At 52.2% G+C, this 23572-nt stretch carries 17 protein-coding genes and 1 pseudogene; 16 read left to right on the top strand and 2 right to left on the bottom strand.

Annotated features, from left to right (window positions below; all coding sequences use genetic code 11):
• Positions 1-125 precede the first annotated feature (125 nt).
• The 6 genes from ACL7TT_RS03180 (at position 126) to ACL7TT_RS03155 (ending at position 8161) form a co-directional block, all read left to right on the top strand.
• Complete coding sequence (locus ACL7TT_RS03180; protein WP_413393113.1) at positions 126-1703, top strand: tetratricopeptide repeat-containing sulfotransferase family protein; 1578 nt, start codon at positions 126-128, stop codon at positions 1701-1703.
• Between the two features lie 43 nt (positions 1704-1746).
• The gene (locus tag ACL7TT_RS03175; RefSeq protein ID WP_413393111.1) at positions 1747-3321 is read left to right on the top strand and encodes a tetratricopeptide repeat-containing sulfotransferase family protein; all 1575 of its coding nucleotides are present in this window, start codon (positions 1747-1749) and stop codon (positions 3319-3321) included.
• A gap of 387 nt (positions 3322-3708) precedes the next feature.
• Positions 3709-5199 carry a hypothetical protein gene (locus tag ACL7TT_RS03170; RefSeq protein ID WP_413393109.1) on the top strand — a complete coding sequence of 497 codons (1491 nt, stop codon included), beginning with the start codon at positions 3709-3711 and terminating at the stop codon, positions 5197-5199.
• Positions 5200-5404: 205 nt separating this feature from the next.
• Positions 5405-6208, top strand: a complete 804-nt coding sequence (locus ACL7TT_RS03165) for a glycerophosphodiester phosphodiesterase (protein WP_413393107.1) — start codon at positions 5405-5407, stop codon at positions 6206-6208.
• Positions 6209-6230: 22 nt separating this feature from the next.
• Entirely contained in the window at positions 6231-7145 is a 915-nt protein-coding gene (locus tag ACL7TT_RS03160) for an MBL fold metallo-hydrolase (RefSeq protein WP_413393105.1), read from the top strand.
• A 287-nt stretch (positions 7146-7432) separates the two neighbouring features.
• Positions 7433-8161, top strand: coding sequence for an amidohydrolase family protein (locus tag ACL7TT_RS03155; RefSeq protein ID WP_413393103.1), 729 nt, complete (start codon positions 7433-7435; stop codon positions 8159-8161).
• A 362-nt stretch (positions 8162-8523) separates the two neighbouring features.
• Here ACL7TT_RS03155 and ACL7TT_RS03150 read toward each other — a convergent pair whose 3' ends face one another.
• Positions 8524-8982, bottom strand: a complete 459-nt coding sequence (locus tag ACL7TT_RS03150) for a hypothetical protein (RefSeq protein ID WP_413393101.1) — start codon at positions 8980-8982, stop codon at positions 8524-8526.
• Positions 8983-9228: 246 nt separating this feature from the next.
• On the opposite strand from ACL7TT_RS03150, the gene dapB reads away from it, so the two are divergent.
• The 10 genes and pseudogenes from dapB (at position 9229) to ACL7TT_RS03100 (ending at position 22383) form a co-directional block, all read left to right on the top strand.
• Complete coding sequence (gene dapB / locus ACL7TT_RS03145) at positions 9229-10044, top strand: 4-hydroxy-tetrahydrodipicolinate reductase (RefSeq protein ID WP_413393099.1); 816 nt, start codon at positions 9229-9231, stop codon at positions 10042-10044.
• 104 nt (positions 10045-10148) lie between these two features.
• A pseudogene (locus tag ACL7TT_RS03140) lies at positions 10149-10550 on the top strand (ATP-dependent zinc protease family protein); the annotation flags it as partial.
• A gap of 132 nt (positions 10551-10682) precedes the next feature.
• Positions 10683-11612, top strand: a complete 930-nt coding sequence (rimK, locus tag ACL7TT_RS03135; RefSeq protein WP_413393175.1) for a 30S ribosomal protein S6--L-glutamate ligase — start codon at positions 10683-10685, stop codon at positions 11610-11612.
• A gap of 462 nt (positions 11613-12074) precedes the next feature.
• Positions 12075-12380, top strand: coding sequence for a hypothetical protein (locus tag ACL7TT_RS03130; RefSeq protein ID WP_413393097.1), 306 nt, complete (start codon positions 12075-12077; stop codon positions 12378-12380).
• 287 nt (positions 12381-12667) lie between these two features.
• The gene (locus ACL7TT_RS03125) at positions 12668-13240 is read left to right on the top strand and encodes a YfiR family protein (RefSeq protein ID WP_413393096.1); all 573 of its coding nucleotides are present in this window, start codon (positions 12668-12670) and stop codon (positions 13238-13240) included.
• Positions 13241-13567: 327 nt separating this feature from the next.
• Entirely contained in the window at positions 13568-14716 is a 1149-nt protein-coding gene (gene carA, locus ACL7TT_RS03120; protein ID WP_413393094.1) for a glutamine-hydrolyzing carbamoyl-phosphate synthase small subunit, read from the top strand.
• Positions 14717-14828: 112 nt separating this feature from the next.
• Positions 14829-18056: a carbamoyl-phosphate synthase large subunit gene (carB, locus tag ACL7TT_RS03115; protein WP_413393092.1), complete on the top strand. Its 3228-nt coding sequence runs from the start codon at positions 14829-14831 to the stop codon at positions 18054-18056.
• A gap of 85 nt (positions 18057-18141) precedes the next feature.
• Positions 18142-18618: a transcription elongation factor GreA gene (greA, locus tag ACL7TT_RS03110; RefSeq protein WP_299941766.1), complete on the top strand. Its 477-nt coding sequence runs from the start codon at positions 18142-18144 to the stop codon at positions 18616-18618.
• Positions 18619-19507: 889 nt separating this feature from the next.
• Positions 19508-20668, top strand: coding sequence for an NnrS family protein (locus ACL7TT_RS03105; RefSeq protein ID WP_299941763.1), 1161 nt, complete (start codon positions 19508-19510; stop codon positions 20666-20668).
• 512 nt (positions 20669-21180) lie between these two features.
• On the top strand, positions 21181-22383 hold the full coding sequence (locus tag ACL7TT_RS03100; protein ID WP_413393089.1) for a serine hydrolase domain-containing protein: 1203 nt from the start codon (positions 21181-21183) through the stop codon (positions 22381-22383).
• Between the two features lie 191 nt (positions 22384-22574).
• On the opposite strand, the gene ACL7TT_RS03095 is transcribed toward ACL7TT_RS03100, so the two are convergent.
• Positions 22575-23366, bottom strand: a complete 792-nt coding sequence (locus tag ACL7TT_RS03095; protein WP_299941757.1) for a PhzF family phenazine biosynthesis protein — start codon at positions 23364-23366, stop codon at positions 22575-22577.
• Positions 23367-23572 lie beyond the last annotated feature (206 nt).

Here is a 23572-nt window from a genome sequence, read left to right as displayed (position 1 = left end):
TCTTAAAGTGGCTTTGTCATTGAAGGGGGCCGCAATTGCGGCCCCTTTTTTTACTTGAAAGCTGGAAATTACATCCTAAAAAGGGTATTTGTATCGAGCTTGATTCAATATTTTAAGTATTAAGAATGACCACACCAAGACAAAAACTTAGTGAAATAGGCCGCCAAGCAGTCCAAACTTTTAACTGGCTGACCGTCGATCGCTGTGCAACACAAATTCTGCACCAGAATCCTAAAGACCCTGAAGGATACTTTTTAAGGGGGCTTGCCGAGAAGGCACAAGGAAAACAAGAAAAAGCCATAGAGTCTTTTGAGATCGCCGTCAAGTTAAATGAGGGGCGTTACGATGCTGCTGTTGAACTTGCAAACTTATACGCAATGAATTTGCGCAATGAAGAGGCGGCAACTGTCCTGGGCTCTTACAGTTCCCAATTGATCAACAGCCCTCGCTACTCCGATTTAGCGGCTACCATATATACTCAGATTGGGTTGATTGATCAAGCCTGGCCCTTATACCTCCAAGCAAACTCTTTGCAGCCTAATATTGAATTATTCCAGTCCAATATGGCGGCTTGCGCCGTATATTTAGGCAAAACTAGTGAAGCTAAAGCGATATACAAAAATCTCTTAAATCGCTCCCCGCACCACCAAAGGAATCATTATCATCTATCCCGCCTGGAGAGAGCTATAGATAGCAATCACATAAATGCCATGAAAGCCTCCCTGGCACAAACTCGTCTCCCCCCCCACAGAAATATCTTTATGAACTATGCTATCGGGAAAGAGTTGGAGGATCTTGAGCAATGGGAAGAAGCGTTCAATTACTATAAGTACGCAGGAGATGCTGTTGCGGCAATATCTGAATACAAAGTCACAACTGACATTGAGATTATCAACAAGATAATAAAGGTTAACAGTGAAGAATGGCTTAAAAGCTGTCTACACAAAGAAGCACAAGAAAAGAACAATGAAATTCCTATATTTATAGTTGGTCTACCTAGAACCGGAACCACGCTTACTGAGCGTATCCTTGCCAGCCATAGTAAAATTGAAAGTCTGGGCGAGACTCAATTCCTACCCGCAATAATCAAAAAAATTAGCGGTATTCAAACCAAGGAACAAATGACTAGTGATATCATTGAGGAGGCATCTAAGGTCAACCCTCAAGAAATAGCAAGTCTATATTTAAAGAATATAAAATATCGACAAGCTGGCAAGCCTTTTTTCATAGAAAAATTACCATACAATTTTCTCCTCCTCGGCTTTATATCCAAGGCATTCCCAAATGCAAAAATCATCTATCTACAGCGAGATCCAATAGATACTTGCTTTGCAATGTACAAACAGGTTTTCACCTGGGCTTATAAGTTTTCATATAAACTTGAAGACTTGGGGCTTTATTATGCTGCCCACCACAAACTATTAACACACTGGAAAAAATATCTTGGTGACAGAATTGTAGAAGTGAAATATGAAGAATTAATTTCAAATCAAAAAGAAAGAACAGAAAGAATTCTCACTTCCCTCGGTCTAAGCTTGGAAGCCAGCTGCCTGGAATTCCATAAAAACTGTTCTGCAAGTACAACGGCAAGCTCCGTTCAGGTCAGAGAAAAAATTCACAATCATTCAATAAAAAAATGGGAGAAATTTAGCGACCAACTAAAACCATTAGTAAAAGTATTAAATAATGCAAAAATTTACTAATGGTAAATAAACGATAGACCTTAAGAAAGATTCAGCAATCAATATGTATAAACCAAGTCAATTAAGTAGAGCCGCAAGATATGCGGTACACAAGAAAAACTGGAAAGCTCTTAGGGTATACATTGGAGAATTATACAAAATCTCTCCTGGAGATCCCGAAGCCATCTTCTTATCGGGAATGTATTCAAAAAATACAGGGAACTTACAAGGAGCCATTTCTGATTTCAGGAATACACTTCGTCTTGACTCACGCCGCTATGATGCAGCTATTGAGCTTGCAAACTTACTGCTGAAACTTAGCCTAAACTCAGAAGCAATTAATTTAATTAACAATTATAAGTCAAATCTAACGAATAGCCCACTTTACCTAGACATGGCTGGAGCTATATACTCCAATCTCGGACTACATCAGGAAGCCGTCGAACTTTTCGAAAAAGCAAATCAATTGCAGCCCAACACGGAGACCATTGAAGCGAATCTTGCAAGCTGCTACACCTACACAGGTGATATTGACAGGGCATACAAAATATACACAAAGCTATTGGATCAACTTCCCTTCCATCAGCGATACCATTACAAAATATCCCTCTTAAAGAAAGTCAAGGATTCAAAGCATATCAACTTAATGAAAAGCTGCCTCGCCCAAGAAAAATTACCAGACAGTAAAAATATTTTTATTTTTTACGCATTGGGGAAGGAGCTTGAAGACCTACAAGAATGGGATGAATCATTTCACTATTATAATTTGGCGGGAAATGCTGCAACAAGCGCATCAAATTACAGTGTCTCTAAAGATATAGATTTAATTGATAGCATTATTGAAATCTGCAGTCCGCAATGGCTAAAAGAAAAAACTACCCTTAATAAAGGAGAGGTAAATTTAAAAATACCAATATTTATAGTCGGGCTTCCCAGAACAGGAACAACATTAATAGATAAAATAGTTTCAAGTCATTCCAAGGTTTCCAGTGCTGACGAAACATTTTTCATGCAAAGGGCAATCCAACAATCCAGTAAAAATCTATCAACCACCGGCCTCACGTCGAGGGTAATGGCAGAGGCAGCTAAAGCAGACATTCAGGAAATCGCCAAGGCATATCTACATTCGATTGAGTACAAGCTTGACAAGAGCCCCCTGTTCACCGATAAACTTCCTGAAAACCATCTTTACCTAGGCTTTATTGCGAAAGCCTTTCCTCATGCAAAGATAATAAACTTACATAGAAACCCAATGGACTCATGCTTTGCACTTTATAAACAATCATATTTTCGCTACGCCTACAATTTTAGTGACCTTGCTGAATATTACTTAGCCTACAACAAGCTAAATCAATATTGGCATAAGGTATTAAGGGGCCGAATTATAGACGTGAGATATGAGAGTTTAGTCGCCGACCAAATAAATCAAACTAAGAGGATTTTAGAAAAATTAGGTTTAAGGTTTGAAGAGAATTGCCTGCATTTCCATAAAAATCCTTCGGCAACTGCAAGTGCAAGTGCCTCTCAGGTAAGGCAAAAGATCTACTCAGATTCCGTTAACAAGTGGAAAAAATTTTCAGCTCATCTTGGCCCACTAAAGGAGCTTTTAGAGAAAGGTGGCATAGACACCAGCCACTAAAATGCTGCCCCTAATACTGAAAATGTGCGCGATCCCAGGAAGTTATTCCTGCATCTATCGCCTCACTCGGATCTCTTCCTCGGTGAGGACCCACCTCAATATTAATCAATTATTAACTGGTCTGCCTACTCCCCTTTGCCTCCTGTGTCAGCATAGTTGTGTATGTCGCAGCACTGTAAACGCTCAGCTAGGCCCACCTTTTGATTCACTCGTAGGTCTACTTCCGTCACGCTCTGACGATTCCAGGACAACATGGCTGCAGTCAGACAAGTGTTAGGATTAATAGTCATGAGGATTCGCGAATACAAACTGTGAACTTTTGGGCGACTATATTACCAGCTACTGTTAGGATGATACATCAGTTTGCTGCACAGGCGGGTTTATATTATGGCCCAGTTAATGAGTAGTTTACCGTTTTGGCTCTGGTGTCTGTTGGGGTTTTTCGCGCTATTTTTTCTTCGTGGTCCAGTACACAGGACCATCTTCGCGCTGGCGCGCTTCTGTTATCGCGCTTTGGGATTTGTAGCCAATGCACTGGGCGTGGCAGAACAGCGCCTGGCTCGACGCAACCGAGAGATACTCCTTACGGCGGGAAGGGAGGCCGCAGAACGCCGGATAGAAAGGGAATTTGAGCGGATCACGAGTATCATACAGTGTGAATTAGCACAGTATCCAACCCTACACCGCCGGCTTGTGGAACAAATAAACGCCGTCGATGAGGACTATGCAAGCAGTGCGGAAGTGCCTCCGCAACCCTCTAACTGGGCGCGGGCTATGCGCTCGGTGGTGGAAATCCCCGCACAGGACGACGCTGTGGTGGCGGATGTGCTGGAGACGATGCATCACTCTATGCGCAGGACGGAATCCAGGGCGCTCGAGTCCTACCGGGAGTCCACCCGTGTGCGCCACCAACTGTTGAGGCGGATGTTGCCCAAATGGCGGGCAATGCTGGCAGCGCTCGAATGTATCAACAGGAATGTGGAATCGGTGATTCTGCGAGCCAAGGCGCTCGATCGTCATATGGTGAGCTACGAGGAAATTCTACATAAGAGTGACCGCAGTCTGCGTGTACTTTTGGCCTCGTCTTTTACCCGTTTTCTGATTGCCGCCCTGGCCCTTGCTGTGGCTGTAGGCGGTATACTGGTAAATTTTCAACTGATCGCCCGTCCTCTCACCGAGGTACTTGGAGGGACTGCCGTTCTCGGCGAATATGCCACTGCGGAAATTTTTACCTTTGTAGTGATTTTCATACAAGTCAGCCTTGGCCTTGTGGTGATGGAGTGTCTGCAGGTGACGCGGCTGTTTCCCTCTCTTGGCTCCCTGGCAGACAGAACACGCAAGCGTCTGCTGTGGGCCGCTCTGCTTTTGCTGTTCCTGTTTGCAGGGGTAGAGGCGAGCCTGGCGTTTTCCAGGGAGCTGTTGGTGCAGCGGGACCAGCTGCTGACTGGGGTTGTAGGGCAGGGAGTGCCAACCCTTGCAGAAGTGGGGCCACCCTGGGCAATCATCCTGGCGCAGATGGGGCTCGGCTTTCTCCTGCCGCTGATCCTGGTCTTCATGGCAATCCCTCTGGAGCAGTGTATTGTGTCAGGGCGTTCAGTCTTCGGGATGTTTCTGGTATTGCTGTTGCGGGTGCTGTCGCAATGCATACGCCTGCTTGCCAAAATCTCACTGCATTTCGGTATTTTGTGCAACCGGGCCTACGATCTGGTCATTTTCCCGCTTCTGTGGCTGCAGGGTTTTTATCAACGCTGGCGCCGCCAAAAGCGGGCGACCGCCGCTCTTGGCGGTAAAACTGTGGCGGGTCGAATCGAGGAACCCAAAGACAGCACCTTTAAGGGAGCAGTCAATAAGGCACAACCTGTGGTAAAAGAGGTATAGGTTGTGTTATGAGAGGCGCCAGTGTATTTGAAACGCGTTTACCCGCCACACCGCATCGTGAATAATTGAATCTGTTGGTACAAAATTACGGTGATTCATGTTCCTGTGGTTTGTTTTTTGCCTCATATTGATTGCGTTGCTGTTCTATGCATGTTCCGGACCGGCACCGAAATCCGCTCTATCCCTTCCTGAGGGGAAGGGACCTATGGTGATTGCCCATGGTAATGATTGTGGTAACGGGCTCTATCCCGGCAATACGCTGTTGTATTTGCACAAAATGGTGGAGCTGGGAGTTGACGGGATTGAAGTGGACCTGTGGCTGACTGCTGATGGGCGCTTGGTGCTGATGCACGATCCGGACCTGGAAGATTTTTCAAACGGCCGAGGCATTATTGGGGACTTGACTCTGGCACAGTTGCGCGAATTGAACATCGCCTATCATTGGACCCGCGATGGAAAGACCTATCCATTCCGGGACGATCCACTGGGTATTGTCACCATTGAGGAGGCGTTGCAGGCGGTGGGGGATACTTTGCTGATTCTGGAACTGAAGAGTGCTCAAGTCCGCGCTGCACAAGTGTTGAGTCGAATGTTGCAACACACCCGCAAGCACAATCAGGTGATAGTGAGTTCATTCCACCAGGGGGTAATCCGGGCGTTCAGGCGTTTGAGCCCGAATACAGCCACTGGTGCGGCGACTTATGAAGCAATACTGCTGTATATGGCCCAACTGTTCCGCGTAGAAAATCTGCTCTCGCCCCGCTACCAGACAGTGCAACTGCCCATGAGTCACTTCGGCATTGATGTGATAACCACGGGCACCCTGCGCGCGGTCCGTAGACTGGGCCTGCATCTTTCGGTGTGGACAGTGAACGGGCGAGCGGATTTGCAGCACTATATCAATTTGGGTGTGGATGCTATTGTAACCGACCGGCCGGACTTATTGATGGCTATATTGTCTGGTCGGGGCAGAATGATAGCATCAGAACTATCGAGCCAGACCCATTGAAAATGAAAACAGAGAGTTTCCTATGAAACAGATGGCAAGTTTTGCGGCGTTGGCAGTCTCACTGCTCTGCGCACCAATTTTCGCAGAAGACCGCTTTGCCAAAGTGGAAATCAGCAGTATACCGGTGGCCGGTAATGTCCATATGCTCACGGGCGCTGGCGGTAATATCGCCGTTCTGGCGGGGAGGGACGGCACCTTTATGGTGGATGATCAGTATGCACCTTTGACCGCCAAAATACAGAAGGTGGTGGCGGGCTTGGCAGATCAACCTCTGCGTTTTGTAATCAATACCCACTGGCACGGTGATCATACCGGAGGTAACGAAAACCTGGGGAAAAGTGACGCTTTAATTGTTGCTCATGAAAATGTGCGCAAGCGTTTGAGTACCGAGCAATTTATCGAAGCCTTTAAAAGTAAGGTGGCACCCTCACCCGCGGTAGCGCTCCCGGTGATTACCTTTACCGATGCGACCACATTTCACTGGAATGGCGACAAGGTCCGGGTCCAGCATGTGGGGCCTGCCCACACCGATGGGGATTCCATTGTGCATTTCACTGAGGCCAATGTCCTCCATATGGGGGATATCTACTTTAACGGTACTTATCCCTTTATCGATCTCTCTTCCGGTGGGTCGGTAGATGGCATGGTAAAAGCGATGGATATGGCCCTGGCGATGGTGGATGAACAAACCAAAATTATTCCCGGTCATGGCCCTCTGAGCGATCCTGTAGAGCTGAAGCGGCAGCGGGATATGTTGGTGAAGTTGAGAGGCCGCATACAGGAACTGATCGATAGTGGCAAAAGCCGCGAACAGGTGATTGCCGCCCAGCCCACCTTGGAATTCGATGCCCAGTATGGCCAGGGTTTTATGACCCCGGATATCTGGACTGGCATCGTTTATGATTCCCTGAAGCAGGCAAAGAGCGAGAAATCCTAGCGAAAGGTAGACCTGGAAGGCGGTTTATGATTGCGCCGATGGGATGATCGGGTCCCTCGACCCTCGGGGGGTAGGGCTGTTTCCGATAGTATGGCAAAGATAAAAAACGGCCGTATTTTAGCCTGACTCTGCTTGTAACTGTCAGCGGACCACCATAAAGGATTTAACGGGGTTATATGAATATGCACCCACAGGAGCTGCCAGTAATCATTGATGCCTGGGCGCAGCATCCCACACTTCGACATATCAATGACCCGGTTTTTGATTCCCTAAAACGCTGGACAAAAATGGGGAATCTGACTGAAGAGTTGCCTGTCGAACTGACGATCAGGCAAATGGATGCCGCCGGTATTCGCAAAAGCCTGATTTGTGCATGGGAAGCACCGGGGAAATCCATGATATCCAATGATGAGGTGGCTTCGGTTGTTAATAGTGCACCAGACCGCTTCGTTGGCATAGGGTCCGTTGATATCAGCCATCCCATGAGAGCAGTCAGGGAAATTCATCGTTGTGTAAAGGCATTGGGGTTTAAGGGCATTCGTGTATTACCCTGGCTTTGGTCCAAACCGCCGACGGATCGTTGGTTTTACCCGGTTTACACTGCTTGTTGCGAACTGGGTATCCCCTTTTGTACCCAGATTGGCCACACGGGGCCGCTAATGCCTTCGGAAGTGGGCAGGCCGATTTATCTTGATCAGGTTGCACTGGATTTCCCGGAGCTTACGATTGTGGCTGGTCATATCGGTTATCCATGGACGGAAGAAGCTATTGCCGTTGCTACCAAGCATGCAAAAGTCTACATTGATACGTCCGCTTATACTGCCAAGCGCTACCCACCTGAATTGGTACGTTATATGAAGAGCCACGGAGGTCACAAAGTGCTTTTTGGCACTAACTACCCAATGATCAGTGCCGAAAAAGCGCTACAGGATTTAGATGCCCTGGCACTGGATGAAAATACAGAGCAATTGTTTTTAACTGAGAACGCGATTCGAGTGTTTAAGCTTGAAGATTAGTCCTTTGTAATCGTATTTATGCTTGTGAAGCCTCTATCACATCAGTTATTCGGTGCTGTGTTCAACCCGGGCAGGACTCGCGAATGATGGGCGAGACATCTACGAAGGAGCGAGCCAAGCGCAGGCAGCGTTCGTACTCTCGCAGGAGTGGCAGGCCAGCATTGGAGGTTAAATCACTGCCGGTGAAGCTGCGGTGATTCTGCGACGGGAAGGAGAGATGAAAAACTGAGTCCAGGCTGGTAGTATTTTGGCACGGCGGAATTTCTTATTGGACTGTTTTAAACACCACTAATGATAAAAATTTCTGCCGTTTTTGTATCTGAATTAGTGCAAAACCTGAGTTAGCAGATCAGCACGCCGGATTACTCGTCCTGTACTGACCGCACACTCAATCTGGCAGCAAATGCGCGCAAAAACTCGCGCTGGATTTTGCTGGCCTCCCTCAGCTGTTTTTCGTTCAGCATGCCTTGCAGTTCCCGGTAGTTTCGTGCGCTGATGACCGCCAGCTGTGCGCCGATTTCCCCGCGTTGCCCGGGTGTGAGGCTGGGTTTGGTACTGTTAGCAAGGCCGTAGCTTTGTAGCAGGGATTTCTGTTTTGCAAAACTCCTCTGCATCACTGGCAGCACGACCTTTTCCTGTTCGGGGGTGAGTTGCAGGCGGAGTGTCACCCAATCTGTAAGGTCGTCATATTTTTCCCAGAAATCGGGGTTGACCTCCGGTTGTTCCTGCGCTTTAACCGGCAGGCTGGTAAAGGCGAGACCCAGGAAAAGGGTGACTTGCAGTAGGTACGGCCAGACACTGGAATGAATGATGAGCCGCATATTGACGCTCGATTGACTACTTTGGATAAAGCCTAGCAGCGGTGGCTGGCGCTGTTTTTGTGAGGGAAAGCTACTTTGCAATAAGAACAGATTCCCTTATTCCCCCAAAAGAGGTTTCAGGCCTAGTGGTAAAGCCTTCAAGGGCGAAGTTACCCGCTTTTGAGCATTTCTATTGTTCTATGCGCGGTATGGAGCCCAAGGTAGAATTCCAGGCCTGATTTATGGGTGTGGACAGGAGTGTTGAAAATGGCGGTACAGGTAGCAGTAACGGGATTTGGCGGACGCATGGGGCGGGCGCTGGCAGAGGCCTTGGCGCTTTGCGAAAAAGCCGCGCTTTCCGCTGCGGTAGTGCGTCCGGGTTCCAGCCTGGTCGGGGCGGATGCAGGGGAAGTTGTTGGCCTGGGGCGTAACGGCCTCGCGATTGTGGATAGCCTGGAAAAGGCCGATTTCGATGTACTGATCGATTTTTCTACGCCGCAAGCAACTGTGGATAACGCCATTTATTGCGCAGCTCTGGGGCGCCCCATTGCCATCGGCACCACCGGCTTTGATGCGGGGCAGAAAACTCGGCTGCTGGCCAATGCGGAAAAGGTACCGCTGTGTCTGGCCAGTAATTTTTCCACCGGGGTAAATCTGTGTTTCAAATTGCTGGAAACCGCTGCGCGGGTCCTGGGTGAGGATGCGGATATCGAAATTATGGAAGCGCATCACCGCCACAAGGTGGATGCCCCCTCCGGCACCGCCCTCAGCATGGGGGAGGTGGTGGCCGAAGCGTTGGGTCGCGATTTGGACAGGGTGGCAATCTACGGTCGCGAGGGCCACACCGGTGTGCGTGATAGGGATACCATCGGCTTTGCCACAATACGCGGTGGCGATGTCATCGGCGAACATTCGGTCATCTTTCTGTCCGAGGGTGAACGGGTAGAGATTAATCACCGCGCGAGCAGCCGTCTGGCTTTTGCTCGCGGCGCCGTGCGGGCGGCTCTTTGGCTGCTGGGCGACGGGGAGTCCGTGCGCATGCCGGGACACTATGATATGCGTGACGTGCTTGGGCTGCATTAATCCTATCCTGAACAGTTACTTTTGACGCCTGCAGGGGACTGCCTGATATTTTGTGATTTCCATTTGCCAGTCACTCTTGTGGGTGAGCCTGCCAGGGCCGAAGGGTGTTTCGCCCGATCGGTCAGTCTGTCATCCCCTTTGAGGAAGTACTCTTGGAAAAGAAGCTGATTGTCGGCAGTGAAGAGTGGTGTGGATTTCCTGCGCTCGGTATTCCGGCGATAAAGGCACGGGTGGACTCGGGAGCCAAGACGTCCTGCCTGCACGCCTACAACATCCAGACGTTTAAGCGCGATGGTGAATCCTGGGTAAGTTTTGAGGCCCATCCGTTGCAGCACCAGCGCCGTCCCTCGGTACGCTGTGAAGCACGTCTGATGGACAAGCGCCTGGTGCGCAGTTCCTCCGGTGAAAGTGAGAAACGCCCTGTGATTCGCACGGCCCTGTCGGTTGGCGGCAGTGTCTGGGACATAGAATTGACCCTGACCAACCGCGATAGCATGGGTTACCGTATGTTGCTTGGGCGGGAGGCGATGTTGGGACGCATGTTGGTGGACCCCTCGGAGTGCTACTGCCTGGGAGTGATCCCCCAGAGTCAGTTGGATGAATACTACCGCGACGAGCATCATATTGCGGGCACCGGACTGCGCATCGGCCTGCTGGCCTCGAACCCGGACCTCTACAGCAATCGCCGGATTATGGAGGCGGGGGCGGAGCGCAGTCATCGCATGACATTTCTCGATGTGCGCCAGTGTTATATGAAACTGGATGCCGATGAGCCAGAGGTACACTACCGAGATGGCCGCATCCTCAACAACCTGGATGCGGTGATTCCACGTATCCGCCCCAGCCAGACTTTTTACGGCTGTGCCCTCACACGTCATTTTGAGAGCCTGAATGTTTTTGCCCTGAATGGTTCTGCCGCCATCAGCCAGTCGCGGGACAAACTGTTCTCCCTGCAGCTTTTGCAGCAAAGCGGGCTGACTATCCCTACTTCCGGCTTTGCCAACTCCCCTGTAGATACTAACGAGCTGATCGAGATGGTGGGGGGGGCACCGCTTGTGGTCAAACTGCTGGAAGGCACCCAGGGGCGCGGCGTGGTACTGGCGGAAACCCGCAAAGCGGGGGAGTCCGTAATCAACGCTTTCAAGTCGCTGAAGGCCAACCTACTGGTACAGGAATTTATCCGCGAGGCTGAGGGCAGGGACCTGCGTCTGTTTGTGATTGACAGCCGCGTGGTGGCCTCCATCCAGCGGGAAGCCGCTCCGGGGGAATTTCGCGCCAATCTTCACCAGGGCGGCAGCGCCTCGGTGGTCAAGGTCACCCGGGAGGAGAAGCGCCTGGCGGTGAAGGCTGCAAAAGTGCTGGGGCTGAGAGTGGCAGGAGTGGATATTATCCGTTCGCGCAAGGGGCCGTTGTTGTTGGAAGTGAATTCCTCTCCCGGTTTGGAGGGGATCGAGAGTGCAACCCGCAAGGATGTGGCCGGTGCCATGATTATGTCTATCGAGAAAGCCCTGAAGTGGCGCCCGGCGATGATCGGGGAGGGCGTTCAAGGGGGTTGCGATACGGATTAGACAATGTGTGTTCCGTATCACCATTGCCGTAAAATTCCTGCATGCTATTTACTGTACATTGTCGCAAGCATTTCGTTTTTTATCGTGCGTTTTTTACAATCAGCCTGGATTGGTTCTTGGGAAATACGGATTCAATGATAAAAGGGCGAATGTACCGGCATGAAAGTAGGTTCAAAGAAAACGGTTGATTTAAGATTAAAGATTGCAGGGTGTCAGCAAAGGATCCCTGATACTATACCGGTTGGCTTGGGCACTACTCAGAAAATTCTAGGCATTACCTGTGTTTGCAGTCCCACCTTTTATAACAGAATGGAACCGGCCAGCGGATAGGCAGTTTGACATCAAATGACCCTGTATGTGAAATTCAGGTTAGGCCTAAAATAAGGCGAAAAAGTCCCAGGCAGCCTGTCCCAGAATCTGTCCTGGCCTCTGTGGGAAACTTATCATTGAGTTTCGATTGTTATGAGCTTTGATGCCATGGGAAAACCCATTTTCAGATCACTAACGGTAAGTGTTGCCGCGTTGTTACTAGGCATGGCCGCTTTTTTCTATAATTGGAACATCCACGGGGGTGGGTGGCATTACTTTAGGATCTTTCTTTTCCCTGGGAATTTGGTTCTTTCGCTGTTCACCGAAGAAATTGATTTCTGGCCCAAATTCCTGTTGCAGATGAGCGGGCAGTTTTTGGTTTCATTCTCAGCTACCTATTCTGTTCTCAAAAGCACTGCTTTCTTAAAGGCCCTGTACCATACAAGCGGTGGTAAGTAGACGCCGCACAGCCGGATGGGATAACAGGTGCTGCTGTCCCTCCATCCCCTTCCCATGACAGTCGGGCGCAACTTCGGGCAGCGGCTGCTATTTAAAGGCCTTGCGCCGGCCCGGTGAGCTAAACTTCCGGAGTGGCCGGACTTTTCTGCAAGGCGCAAGGGGGGCCGGGGAAGGTCCCTCGCCACAGGTGCTCATTGACCGAAACCGTTTGTCGGGTGGTAGCCCCGTGGGAACAGGGGCTGTTGCCCTTGTGGGCAAATGGTGCAAGCCGCAGGGATTGAAGAACCGTGAACATACACAATGCTCGCTCTTCCCACAGCCTTCTTACACGCTTTCTACTGCTGGTATCGCTGGCTGCCCCAGGCGCCCAGGCAACGGTGCAGCTCTCGGATACTCCCCTTGGACGGCGTGTGATGGTGGATTACATTGTGCATTTTGCCTACCATCTGCAGTGGCCGGTCAATGCCTTTGCCAACCGCAATGCCCCTTTCCGCGTGTGCCTGATGGGCGGAGATTCCCTTGGTGAACCCCTGCAGGAGCGCTTCAGAAACCAGCGTATCGACGGGCGCAGGGCGGAGTTTGAGAAGGTCGACCTGCAGCAGATGCTGCGCGCCCGCAAGTGCCAGATTGTCGTGCTCGGCCCAATGGCGCGCGCCAGCCTGCTCAAGCTCCTGGTGGCGCTGGAATTTTTTCCCGTCCTCACTGTAAGTGATGCCGAGCGTTTTGCTGCAACCGGCGGTATGATCGAGTTTGCCGATAGCGGTGGTGAAGTGGCCGTGCGTATGAACAAGACCATGCTGGAGAAGGCGGAGTTGAAGATGGGTACCAGCCTGTTCCGTCTCGGGCGCGAGGCCAACTGAACGGGAGCTGCCCGATTCTCTCGGCATATTTTTGCACTGGCATCCGGGCGCGGATTCGGGTAGAATCTGCGCCCGGATTTAGGTCTGTGGCGCGGGACTGGATTGTGCCGCGCAGGTCCGCGGAAAACCGGTGGTAAGCAATGGCCAGTTTGTGAGTGCCGAGTGTGGGCAAAATTTTAAAGCGGGATGAAGCTGTCAGGTTTCATCTCGCTTTTTTATGCGCGCGCCAGCCAGAGGTGCCCGCCTGTTCAAAGCCCACGGCCCGCAAGCCGCTGTGAAGATCGGAGTTCCAATTTGATTAATGCTGTACCCTCGCCGGAGACCTGTATGTCCCTCGACTTTTTGCACACGATAACGCCCGCCCTGCTGGTGCTCGCAGATGGCAGTGTCTTTGAGGGGCGCGCAATCGGGGCTCACGGCAGCTCTGTGGGCGAGGTCGTATTCAATACTTCAATGACCGGCTATCAGGAGATTCTTACCGATCCCTCCTACGCCCGCCAGATTGTTACCCTGACTTACCCGCACATCGGCAATACCGGCACCAATGGGACAGATGAAGAGTGCGCAGAAGTCTGGGCCGCAGGCCTGGTGATCCGGGATCTGCCCCTGCTTGCCAGCAGTTTTCGCAACAAGCAGTCCCTGCAGGACTACCTGCGCGAGCGCAATATTGTCGCTATCGCCGATATCGATACCCGCCGTCTGACCCGCCTTTTGCGCGACAAGGGTGCGCAGAACGGCTGTATCGTGGCAGGTGAGAATCTCGATCGCGCAAAGGCTTTGGCAAAGGCCAAAGCCTTTGCCGGCTTGAAGGGGATGGATTTGGCCAGGGTTGTGACGACCAAGGATTCCTACCCCTTTAATGCAGGGACCTGGGCCCTGGATGCCGGACACAAGGCAGCACCGCCACAACCATTCAAGGTGGTGGCCTACGACTTCGGTGTAAAGCGCAATATCCTGCGCATGCTGGTGGATCGCGGCTGCAATATTACCGTGGTACCGGCGCAGACACCCGCAGCGGAAGTGTTGGGGATGAACCCCGACGGCATCTTCCTGTCCAATGGCCCCGGTGACCCGGAACCCTGCGACTATGCGATCACTGCTATTCGTGCATTGCTTGACACGGGTATTCCCACCTATGGTATCTGCCTGGGACACCAGCTGCTCGGCCTGGCCGTGGGCGCTAAAACCTCCAAGATGAAATTTGGGCACCACGGCGGCAACCACCCGGTGCAGGATCTGCGCAGCGGCAGGGTGATGATCACTGCGCAGAACCACGGCTTTGCGGTGGATGCGGACGCCCTCCCCGAGAATGTGGAGGTAACCCATAAATCCCTCTTCGACGGCACCCTGCAGGGCATCCGCCTGACAGACAAGCCGGCCTTCAGCTTTCAGGGGCACCCGGAGGCGAGCCCAGGCCCGCACGATCTGGCACCTTTGTTCGACCAGTTTATCGATTTGATGAAAGCGCGCACCTAAGCGTGCCGCTGTCTGCAGCAGTGAGAGAACCGCCGCTTCTGCGGCGGTTTTAACAAGACACGAGTGAAAATGAGCGCAGCCGGCCATTAGCCGGTAGTAGAGCGGAAGAAAGATGCCAAAACGCACAGATATCCAAAGCATTCTGATTATCGGCGCCGGCCCAATCGTGATCGGCCAAGCCTGCGAATTTGATTACTCTGGTGCCCAGGCCTGCAAGGCGCTGCGCGAGGAGGGTTACCGGGTCATTCTGGTGAACTCCAACCCGGCCACCATCATGACCGACCCGGCCATGGCCGATGCTACCTACATCGAACCCGTGGAGTGGCGTACCCTGGCCAAGATCATTGAGCAGGAGCGCCCCGACGCCATCCTGCCCACAATGGGTGGTCAGACCGCGCTGAATTGTGCCCTGGACCTGGAAAAGCAGGGCATCCTGGAGGCCTGGGATGTGGAGCTGATCGGTGCGGACAAAGATGCCATTGAAAAGGCGGAAGACCGCGACCTGTTTGACAAGGCGATGCAGGCCATCGGCCTGGAGACGCCGCGCGCCAGGATTGTGCACTCCATGGAAGAGGCGAAGGCAGTCCCGGAAGCGTTCGGTTTCCCGGTGATTATCCGCCCGTCCTTCACTATGGGCGGCTCCGGTGGCGGTGTGGCTTACAACTGGCCCGAGTTTGAGGAGATCTGCAAGCGCGGTCTCGACCTGTCCCCCACCAATGAACTGTTGATCGACGAATCCCTGCTGGGCTGGAAAGAGTACGAGATGGAGGTGGTTCGCGATAAGCGCGACAACTGCATTATCGTGTGTTCCATCGAGAACGTCGATCCCATGGGGGTGCATACCGGTGACTCCATCACCGTGGCGCCAGCGCAGACCCTCACCGACAAGGAATACCAACTGATGCGCAACGCCTCCATCGCGGTGCTGCGCGAGATCGGCGTGGAGACCGGTGGTTCCAACGTGCAGTTCGGCGTCTGCCCGAAGACCGGCCGTATGGTGGTGATCGAGATGAATCCGCGGGTATCCCGATCCTCGGCGCTGGCCTCCAAGGCCACCGGCTTCCCGATTGCCAAGGTGGCGGCCAAGCTGGCGGTGGGTTACACCCTGGACGAACTGCAAAACGATATCACTGGAGGTGCTACACCGGCCTCCTTTGAGCCGTCCATCGACTATGTGGTGACAAAAATCCCGCGTTTCACCTTCGAGAAATTTGGTGAGGCCGACGCGCGCCTCACCACCCAGATGAAGTCCGTGGGCGAGGTCATGGCCATCGGTCGCACTTTCCAGGAGTCCCTGCAGAAAGCCCTGCGCGGCCTGGAAGTGGGCAGCTTCGGTCTGGAGAGCAAGATCGATCCCGGCGAAGATGGTGCCGAGAACCGCTTGCGCAGCGAACTCTCCGTGCCGGGTGCCGAGCGCATCTGGTACCTGGGCGATGCCTTTCGTATGGGGATGAGCGTAGAGCAGGTATACGAGCTGTCTGCTATAGATCCCTGGTTTTTGGTGCAGATCGAAGAGCTGATCAAGATCGAAGAGCCGCTCAAGTCACTGCCCACCTCGGCACTTCGTACTGAGCATATGCGTTTTCTCAAGCGCAAAGGGTTCTCCGACCGGCGCCTGGCCGATCTGCTGGGCGTAAGCCAGAAGACCGTGCGTGAACTCCGTCATAAGTTGGGTGTTTTCCCGTCTTACAAATGTGTGGACACCTGCGCCGCCGAATTTGCCACCTCCACCACCTATATGTATTCCACTTACGATGAGGAATGTGAGGTGGTGCCCTCCGACAGGAAGAAAATCATGGTGCTGGGTGGTGGCCCCAACCGTATTGGCCAGGGCATTGAATTTGACTACTGCTGTGTGCACGCGGCACTGGCTATGCGCGAGGATGGTTACGAGACCATTATGGTCAATTGTAATCCGGAGACGGTTTCCACCGACTACGACACCTCTGATCGTCTCTACTTCGAGCCGGTCACTCTGGAAGACGTGCTGGAAATTGTCGCCAAAGAGAAGCCCCAGGGTGTCATTGTACAGTTCGGTGGCCAGACTCCTCTGAACCTGGCGCGTTACCTCGCCGCCGAGGGGGTGCCCATTATCGGCACCACGCCCGAGCAGATCGATCGCGCGGAAGACCGCGAGCGCTTCCAGCAGATGATCAAGCGACTGGGCCTCAAGCAGCCGAAAAATGCCATTGTGCGCTCGGTCTCAGAAGCGATCCAGGCCGCCAAGGATGTGGGTTACCCCCTGGTGGTGCGCCCCTCCTATGTGCTGGGAGGCCGCGCCATGGAGATCGTCTACAAGGAAGATGAACTGCTCAACTACATGAAAGAAGCGGTGCAGGTTTCCGACGAGGCGCCGGTACTGCTGGACCGCTTTCTCAATGCTGCCATCGAGGTAGATATCGATGCGGTGTCCGATGGCCATGACGTTGTAATAGGCGCCATTATGCAGCACATTGAGCAGTGCGGTGTACACTCCGGTGATTCCGCCTGCTCTCTGCCGCCCTACAGCCTGCCGGTGGAGGTGCAGGACCGTATGCGCGAGGAAGTCAAAGCCATGGCGCGTGAACTGGGTGTGATAGGCCTGATGAATACCCAGCTGGCTTATCAGGATGGTGAGATTTACGTGATCGAAGTGAATCCGCGCGCCTCCCGCACGGTGCCGTTTGTCTCCAAGTGTATCGGGGTTTCCCTGGCCAAGGTCGCTGCGCGCTGTCAGGCGGGTACCAGCCTGAGAGAGCAGGGCTTTACGAAGGAAATTGTGCCGGATTACTTCTCTGTGAAAGAGTCGGTATTCCCGTTTAACAAGTTCCCGAAAGTGGACCCGATTCTCGGGCCCGAGATGAAATCCACCGGTGAGGTTATGGGGGTCGGCGCGACTTTCGCGGAGGCGTTCGATAAAGGGCTGGTGGCTGCTGGCGACCGACTGCCGATGTCGGGGCGTGTATTTATTTCTGTGCGCGACTTCGACAAACAGGACGCCGTGGGTGTCGCGCGGGACCTTGTCGCCCTGGGTTTTGAGCTGGTGGCCACTCGCGGTACTGCCAGGGTCTTGCAAGAGAGCGCCATTCCCGTTACAACCGTGAATAAGATGAGTGAAGGTCGTCCGCACATCGTGGATATGATCAAAAACGACGAGATTGCGCTGGTGGTCAATACCACCGAAGGGCGCCAGGCGATTCGCGATTCGGCGGATATCCGTCGCAGCGCGGAGAATCACCGGGTGTGTTATACCACTACCCTGACGGCCGCCCAGGCCATGGCTATGGCCATGCGTCAGGAGCAACCGCTGCAGGTGCGCCGTCTGCAGGACCTTCACCAGCGCGTAGTCAAGCTGTCTTAAATTTCTAAACCAACCTATGAGTTGCGGGCGGACCCTGTGAAGTTCCAGGGTTCGGTTCTGCAGTAACTACCATGGAGGCCCCACATTGAACCGGGTACCAATGACCGTTGAAGGCGCCGACGCATTGCGTTCAGAGCTGGAAAATCTGAAGAAAGTGGAGCGCCCTGCCGTAGTGCAGGCTATTGCGGAGGCGCGCGAACACGGCGACCTGAAGGAGAATGCCGAATACCATGCTGCACGGGAAAAGCAGGGTTTTATTGAAGGCCGCATCCAGGAAATTGAAAGTAAACTGTCTCATGCACAGGTCATAGATATTAAGTCGATTGAGCCAAGTGCCAGGGTGGTTTTCGGTAGCACGGTCACGATTATTCATTTGGATAACGACCGCGAAGTCACCTACAAGATTGTAGGTGATGATGAAGCCGATGTGAAAAAACGCAAGATCTCTGTGAACTCCCCCATTGCGCGGGCGTTGATCGGCAAAGAAGTTGGAGAGGTTGTTGTGGTACATGCGCCTTCCGGTTCGATGGAATACGAAATTGACGCCGTGGAACATTTGTGACCGGGTGTTCTTTTCAAAGCGGATTTCCACTTGGCTGAATGCCGGTCATTAACAGTCCGGTAGCCAAGTCGGTGCCAGGTTAAGCAGGGCACCTGAGTGAGATTTTCTTTTTCCGAGGCGTTTTCCGTTACGATTTTTATTGGCCACTCTCGGATGGGTCCGTTTCGGTTACAACAGAAACTGATAAGTCGAAGCCAGCCCCGCGATCGTCTTGGTCGCGGTGGGCATTTTTTCCTGCGAGGTCTATGGTGCGGACTTCGGCTCCTTTTATTATCTGTGCGAACTCTGGTGAAAGTTGCGCTGGTTTGAATGAATACCTTGTTGAATGTACGTCGTATATTCCCTCTCAAGAGGTAAAGAGAGGTTGGGCAGGAGCGCTTTGGTTTTCCTTGCCAGGCTGGTAAGGGAAACAACTGAACTGATCGGGATTAAGCAGTCACCCCCCCTTTTTTTATGCGCAATGCCTGGAAGTACGGATAACCCGGCAACCTGTCGATTGCCGGATTTGTTTGTATCATTGAATGCCTGCTGAAGCGGGTCGCGAGATACCTTGCCTCCCTGAAGGGTTATAGTTCCCGACTTTCAACATTTTGCAATTGGCTATTAACTATTGGTGTTGGTTGAGTGAAAATGAACACCTCACTCAATCTCTGGAATGGTATTTCAGGTCATTGTAATCATGGGTGCGCAAGGATTTTTCGCCGCTTCCCAGGGTGGACGCTTGAGCGGAATCAGGGTATAGATTCCCGGGAGATGCTAGGGTGTGCGCGGGAAGGCTCTGTAACCTTCAGCACAGATGAGATGATATTGCTCAATGGATGGAGAACCCGGAGCCGGTTAAGCATTTGCCCTGGGGAAAACAGCCCAGTTTTTAGAAGGAGAGTAGATTGTGATTCCCATCGTCGACCGCGCACGCGCAGAATCCATTTCGCCTATTTGGCGTATGCCTTTCCGGCCTTTTTTCTGGGGCGCTGCCCTGTGGAGTATGATCGCACTTTTGGTATGGCAACTGCAGTTGTCCGGATGGCAGCTGCCCGCGTTGCGCGGTGGGGTTGTCTGGCACTCCCATGAAATGCTGTTTGGGTTTGCAGCAGCGGTGGTGGTCGGCTTTCTCGGTACCGCCATGCAGACCTGGACCGGAATTCCCTCGCCGAAAGGGGTCCAGTTAATGAGTTTGGTGGGATTGTGGCTGCTGGCGCGTTTGGGGTATCTCTTCTCGTCGGTACCGCTGTGGATACCTGTCTGCACAGAGGTGGTGTTTTTCCTGTTGGCCGCGTTTCTGTTGGGGGCAAGGGTATTGCGTACCAGGCAGTGGCGCAATCTGTTTGTATTGCCTGCCATGCTGGCTTTTGCCGGGTTATCGGCCTGCCACTGGCTGTTGCCAGGGGCCCAGAGTCGAGTGGCATTGCTCGCCCTTTTACTGGTGACAGCCATTATTCTGGTGATTGGTGGGCGGGTGATTCCCTTTTTTACCGCGCGGCGTTTCCAAGTGCGTCCGCGTGCGCAGCTGCCCTTTGCCGAGTGGGGTACGCACATTGCCGCAATACTGCTTTTACTGTGCGTGGCTGTGGGATTGCCCCGGGAGATTTGGGCCGCACTCGCCCTGATACTTGGTGTATTGCAGCTTGTGCGTGTATTGCGCTGGCATCCCACCCGGATCTGGGCTGAACCGATGGTCTGGTCTCTGCACTTGAGCTACTGGCTTGTAGTTCTCGGCTGTTTTCTCGCCGCACTGGCCTGGAGCGGTATAGCGCCATCCTGGCACAGTCCCGCCCTGCATGCCTTTGCTGTGGGCGGTATCGGCGGATTGATTCTGTCGATGGCCAGCCGCGTGAGCCTCGGGCATACCGGTCGGGTGTTGAAGGCGCCGCGCCTGATGCCGCTGGCATTTGCAGCGCTGGCATGCTCGGCCTTGGTGCGCGTGTTCTGGGCATCTGCACCCACTGGCTTTCTTGTGGCCATCGTCACTTGGATCGTGGGGTATGCACTCTTCCTATTGTACTACACTCCGGTCCTCTTCCGGCCCCGCTGCGATGGCCACCCCGGGTAAGTCCCGGGGTGGCTTCGGGTAGCTGCCAGCTTTCTGGTTAAGCAGATATTTGGCTGCCAGTGCGCTGGGCAGGGACACCGTGCTCTTAGGGTGCTGATATGGAGGGAAAAATTCTCAGATAGTCTGTCAAAACCCAACGACATCTGGAATAGCAGTGGCACCGGGTTGCCTCGGGTGAGAATGAATGTTCCAATAGATGCCAAAGAGGGGGTAATCACGGTGGACATTGTGTAGCCGAAGGTTTGCAAGAGCGCTCGAGTGATCCACGCTTTTTGTCTGCCCCGGATAGATTTCAACCGGGTTTTACGGCTGACTTGTTAATAGCACCTGGAAACACATTAATTCGATCAGACGCTCACTTGTATTCTGGAGCGACTCAATAAACTCCTTTTCCCGATTGTTCAATTCCCAAGGCTGCGAACATGCAGATAAGAATTAAAATCTGACACAGGTTCTTTTGAAGCAGCGAAACCGTTTAATACAGATTAAAAGAAAAACAGCGTGAATAGGCTATGAAAAGAATTCTGGTAGTTTTGATTGTTATCGGGTTGACCAATTTTGCCAGCTCTGCTGAAAAGCAGCTGGTGCGCTTGGATGGCAGTACCATTTCCTCCAGTCAATTGACGGACAAAATCACCCAACTGACCAATGCGGCTCAGGTACAGGGTTTGACTGTCACAGTGTTTAACAATGGCCTGCCGGTATATTCTGAAGCGTTTGGGTTTGCCGACCTGCCAAATAAAAAACCGCTCAAAACCACCACAGAAATGTACGGCGCTTCGCTGAGTAAAGCGGTTTTTGCTGTTTTGGTAATGAAGCTGGCGGATCGGGGTATTATAGATCTGGATAAACCGCTTCAATCGTATTTGAAAGAGCCACTGTGGAAAAGCCAGAGTGATGGCGGAAATGCATGGCACAAGAATTTAGGGGATTTGCGCCAAGCACCGCGATATCGGAAAATCACCGCACGCATGTGCTTATCGCACACAACCGGGTTGCCAAACTGGCGCTGGTTTGAACCGGATCATAAACTGCGTATTCATTTCGAGCCGGGAGAGCGATACAGTTACTCTGCAGAGGGGATGGTGCTTTTACAGATTGTGCTGGAAAAGCTGACCGGAAAATCTGTGGAACAGCTGATGCGGGAAAATATTTTTGCCCCATACGGAATGGCTATGTCCAGTTATACCTGGCAACCCCGCTTTGAGCGCGATTATGCTTTGGGGCATGGGGTTGACGGCAGCACCTTTCCTCGGGATAAAGATAATGCGGCCCGTGCACCCAGTACTCTGGAAACCACCACCCAGGACTATGTGCGCTTTATGACTGCGATACTGGATGGTGATGGCACCAGTAAAATGGCTCTCGAAGAGATGTTCAGTCCGCAGATACGTATTCGCACTAAAACACAGTTCGGCCCCGGTGCAGGAGAAATCACTGATCGTGACGATGATATTCAGCTCAGCTATGGCTTGGGTTGGGGGTTGTTTCACACCAAATACGGTTGGGCGGCCTTTAAAGAGGGGCATCATGATGAGGGCTTTCAGAACTTCTCGATGATTTATCCCGAGACGGGTACGGGAGTCTTGTTGATGAGTAATAGTAACAATGCGGAAGGCATCTTCGATTATCTGCTTTCGCTAACTATTGCTGAGCATGATTTTCCGATGCACTGGGAAGGCTTTATCCCGTATGATCAAAAACCGCTTAAATAAGTGCGCTTTAGTGCATCGACAGGCGGTACCGGGTGAGATTTACTTTGCTGGTATTTACGCGGTGGAAAATTTGGCCTGTCGATAACCGCCAAACAGGCCCTTGGCATAGATCAAACCGGCTTGGTGCCTACCGATTGCGGCAGGAGATACATGGGGACTTTTTGACCGATTCAATACCATTGCCGGGTAAATTATAGTGTGATGGTGCCTTTCAAGTATTGAACCGCCTTGCCGGAAATAATGACCCGATCCTCCTTGACTTGGCAGTTTAGCAGCCCTCCCCGTTTGGATGCCTGGAACGCAGTCAGTTGGGATTTGTCCAGCTTTTCTGCCCAGTAGGGGGCCAGTCCCGTATGGATGGACCCGGTTACAGGGTCTTCCACGCCACCATTGGTGGGCCAGAAATATCTTGAGATGAAATCGTATTGTGCGGATCTGGCTGTCGCCACCACATCAAAGGGGGCGAGAGTTTTCAGTTTTGCCGAGTTCGGCTTCAGGTTGTAGATATCCTCTTCCTTCTCGTAAATCGCAAAATATGCCTGATGATTGCGCAGTATATCCGCCGGTTTAATAGATAGCCCTGCAATTAGGTCATTGGGTACATGCGTTACCGGATGCGGAGCCCGCTTGGGAAAGTGCATGGTGATATAGCCATTGTCGGCTCGGGCAACGTACATTTTCCCCACAGCCCCGGCTGAAAAGTGAACGCCCTGCAATGAGGGATTTTCGGAGAAAATCACAAAGGCCGAGGCCAGGGTGGCATGACCGCAAAAATCGATTTCAGTCACGGGGGAAAACCAGCGAATCCGGTACTCGCTGTCAGAGCACTTCAGCAGAAAGGCGGTTTCAGACAGGTTATTTTCCGCAGCGATTGATTGCATCAAATCATCCGCAAGCCATTGCTGCGTGATAATGACTGCTGCGGAGTTGCCTTTAAACAGGGTGTCGGTAAAGGCATCTACAATGGTGATTTCGAGCTGCATGGTTTGCTCCTCTTTTTCCATATCCTGTGCGTATTATTCTGTGAATAATCACTGTGCCCTGAGCGTAGTTACTGCGGTTATTGCCTTTAAGCCGGTAAAAGGGTGAGGTCAACGGTGAAGCCTGTTGATCTGCCACTGATTCTACCTGTTTCCTGATCTGTGTCAGTACCCGGTAATAGCCCTTTCTTTAAGGTCCCCTACAACTC

The sequence above is a fragment of the Microbulbifer jejuensis genome (assembly GCF_047289955.1).
Classification (GTDB): Bacteria; Pseudomonadota; Gammaproteobacteria; order Pseudomonadales; family Cellvibrionaceae; genus Microbulbifer.
Note: the sequence above shows the minus strand (reverse complement) of the source record. Positions and strands in the feature narration are given on the sequence as shown.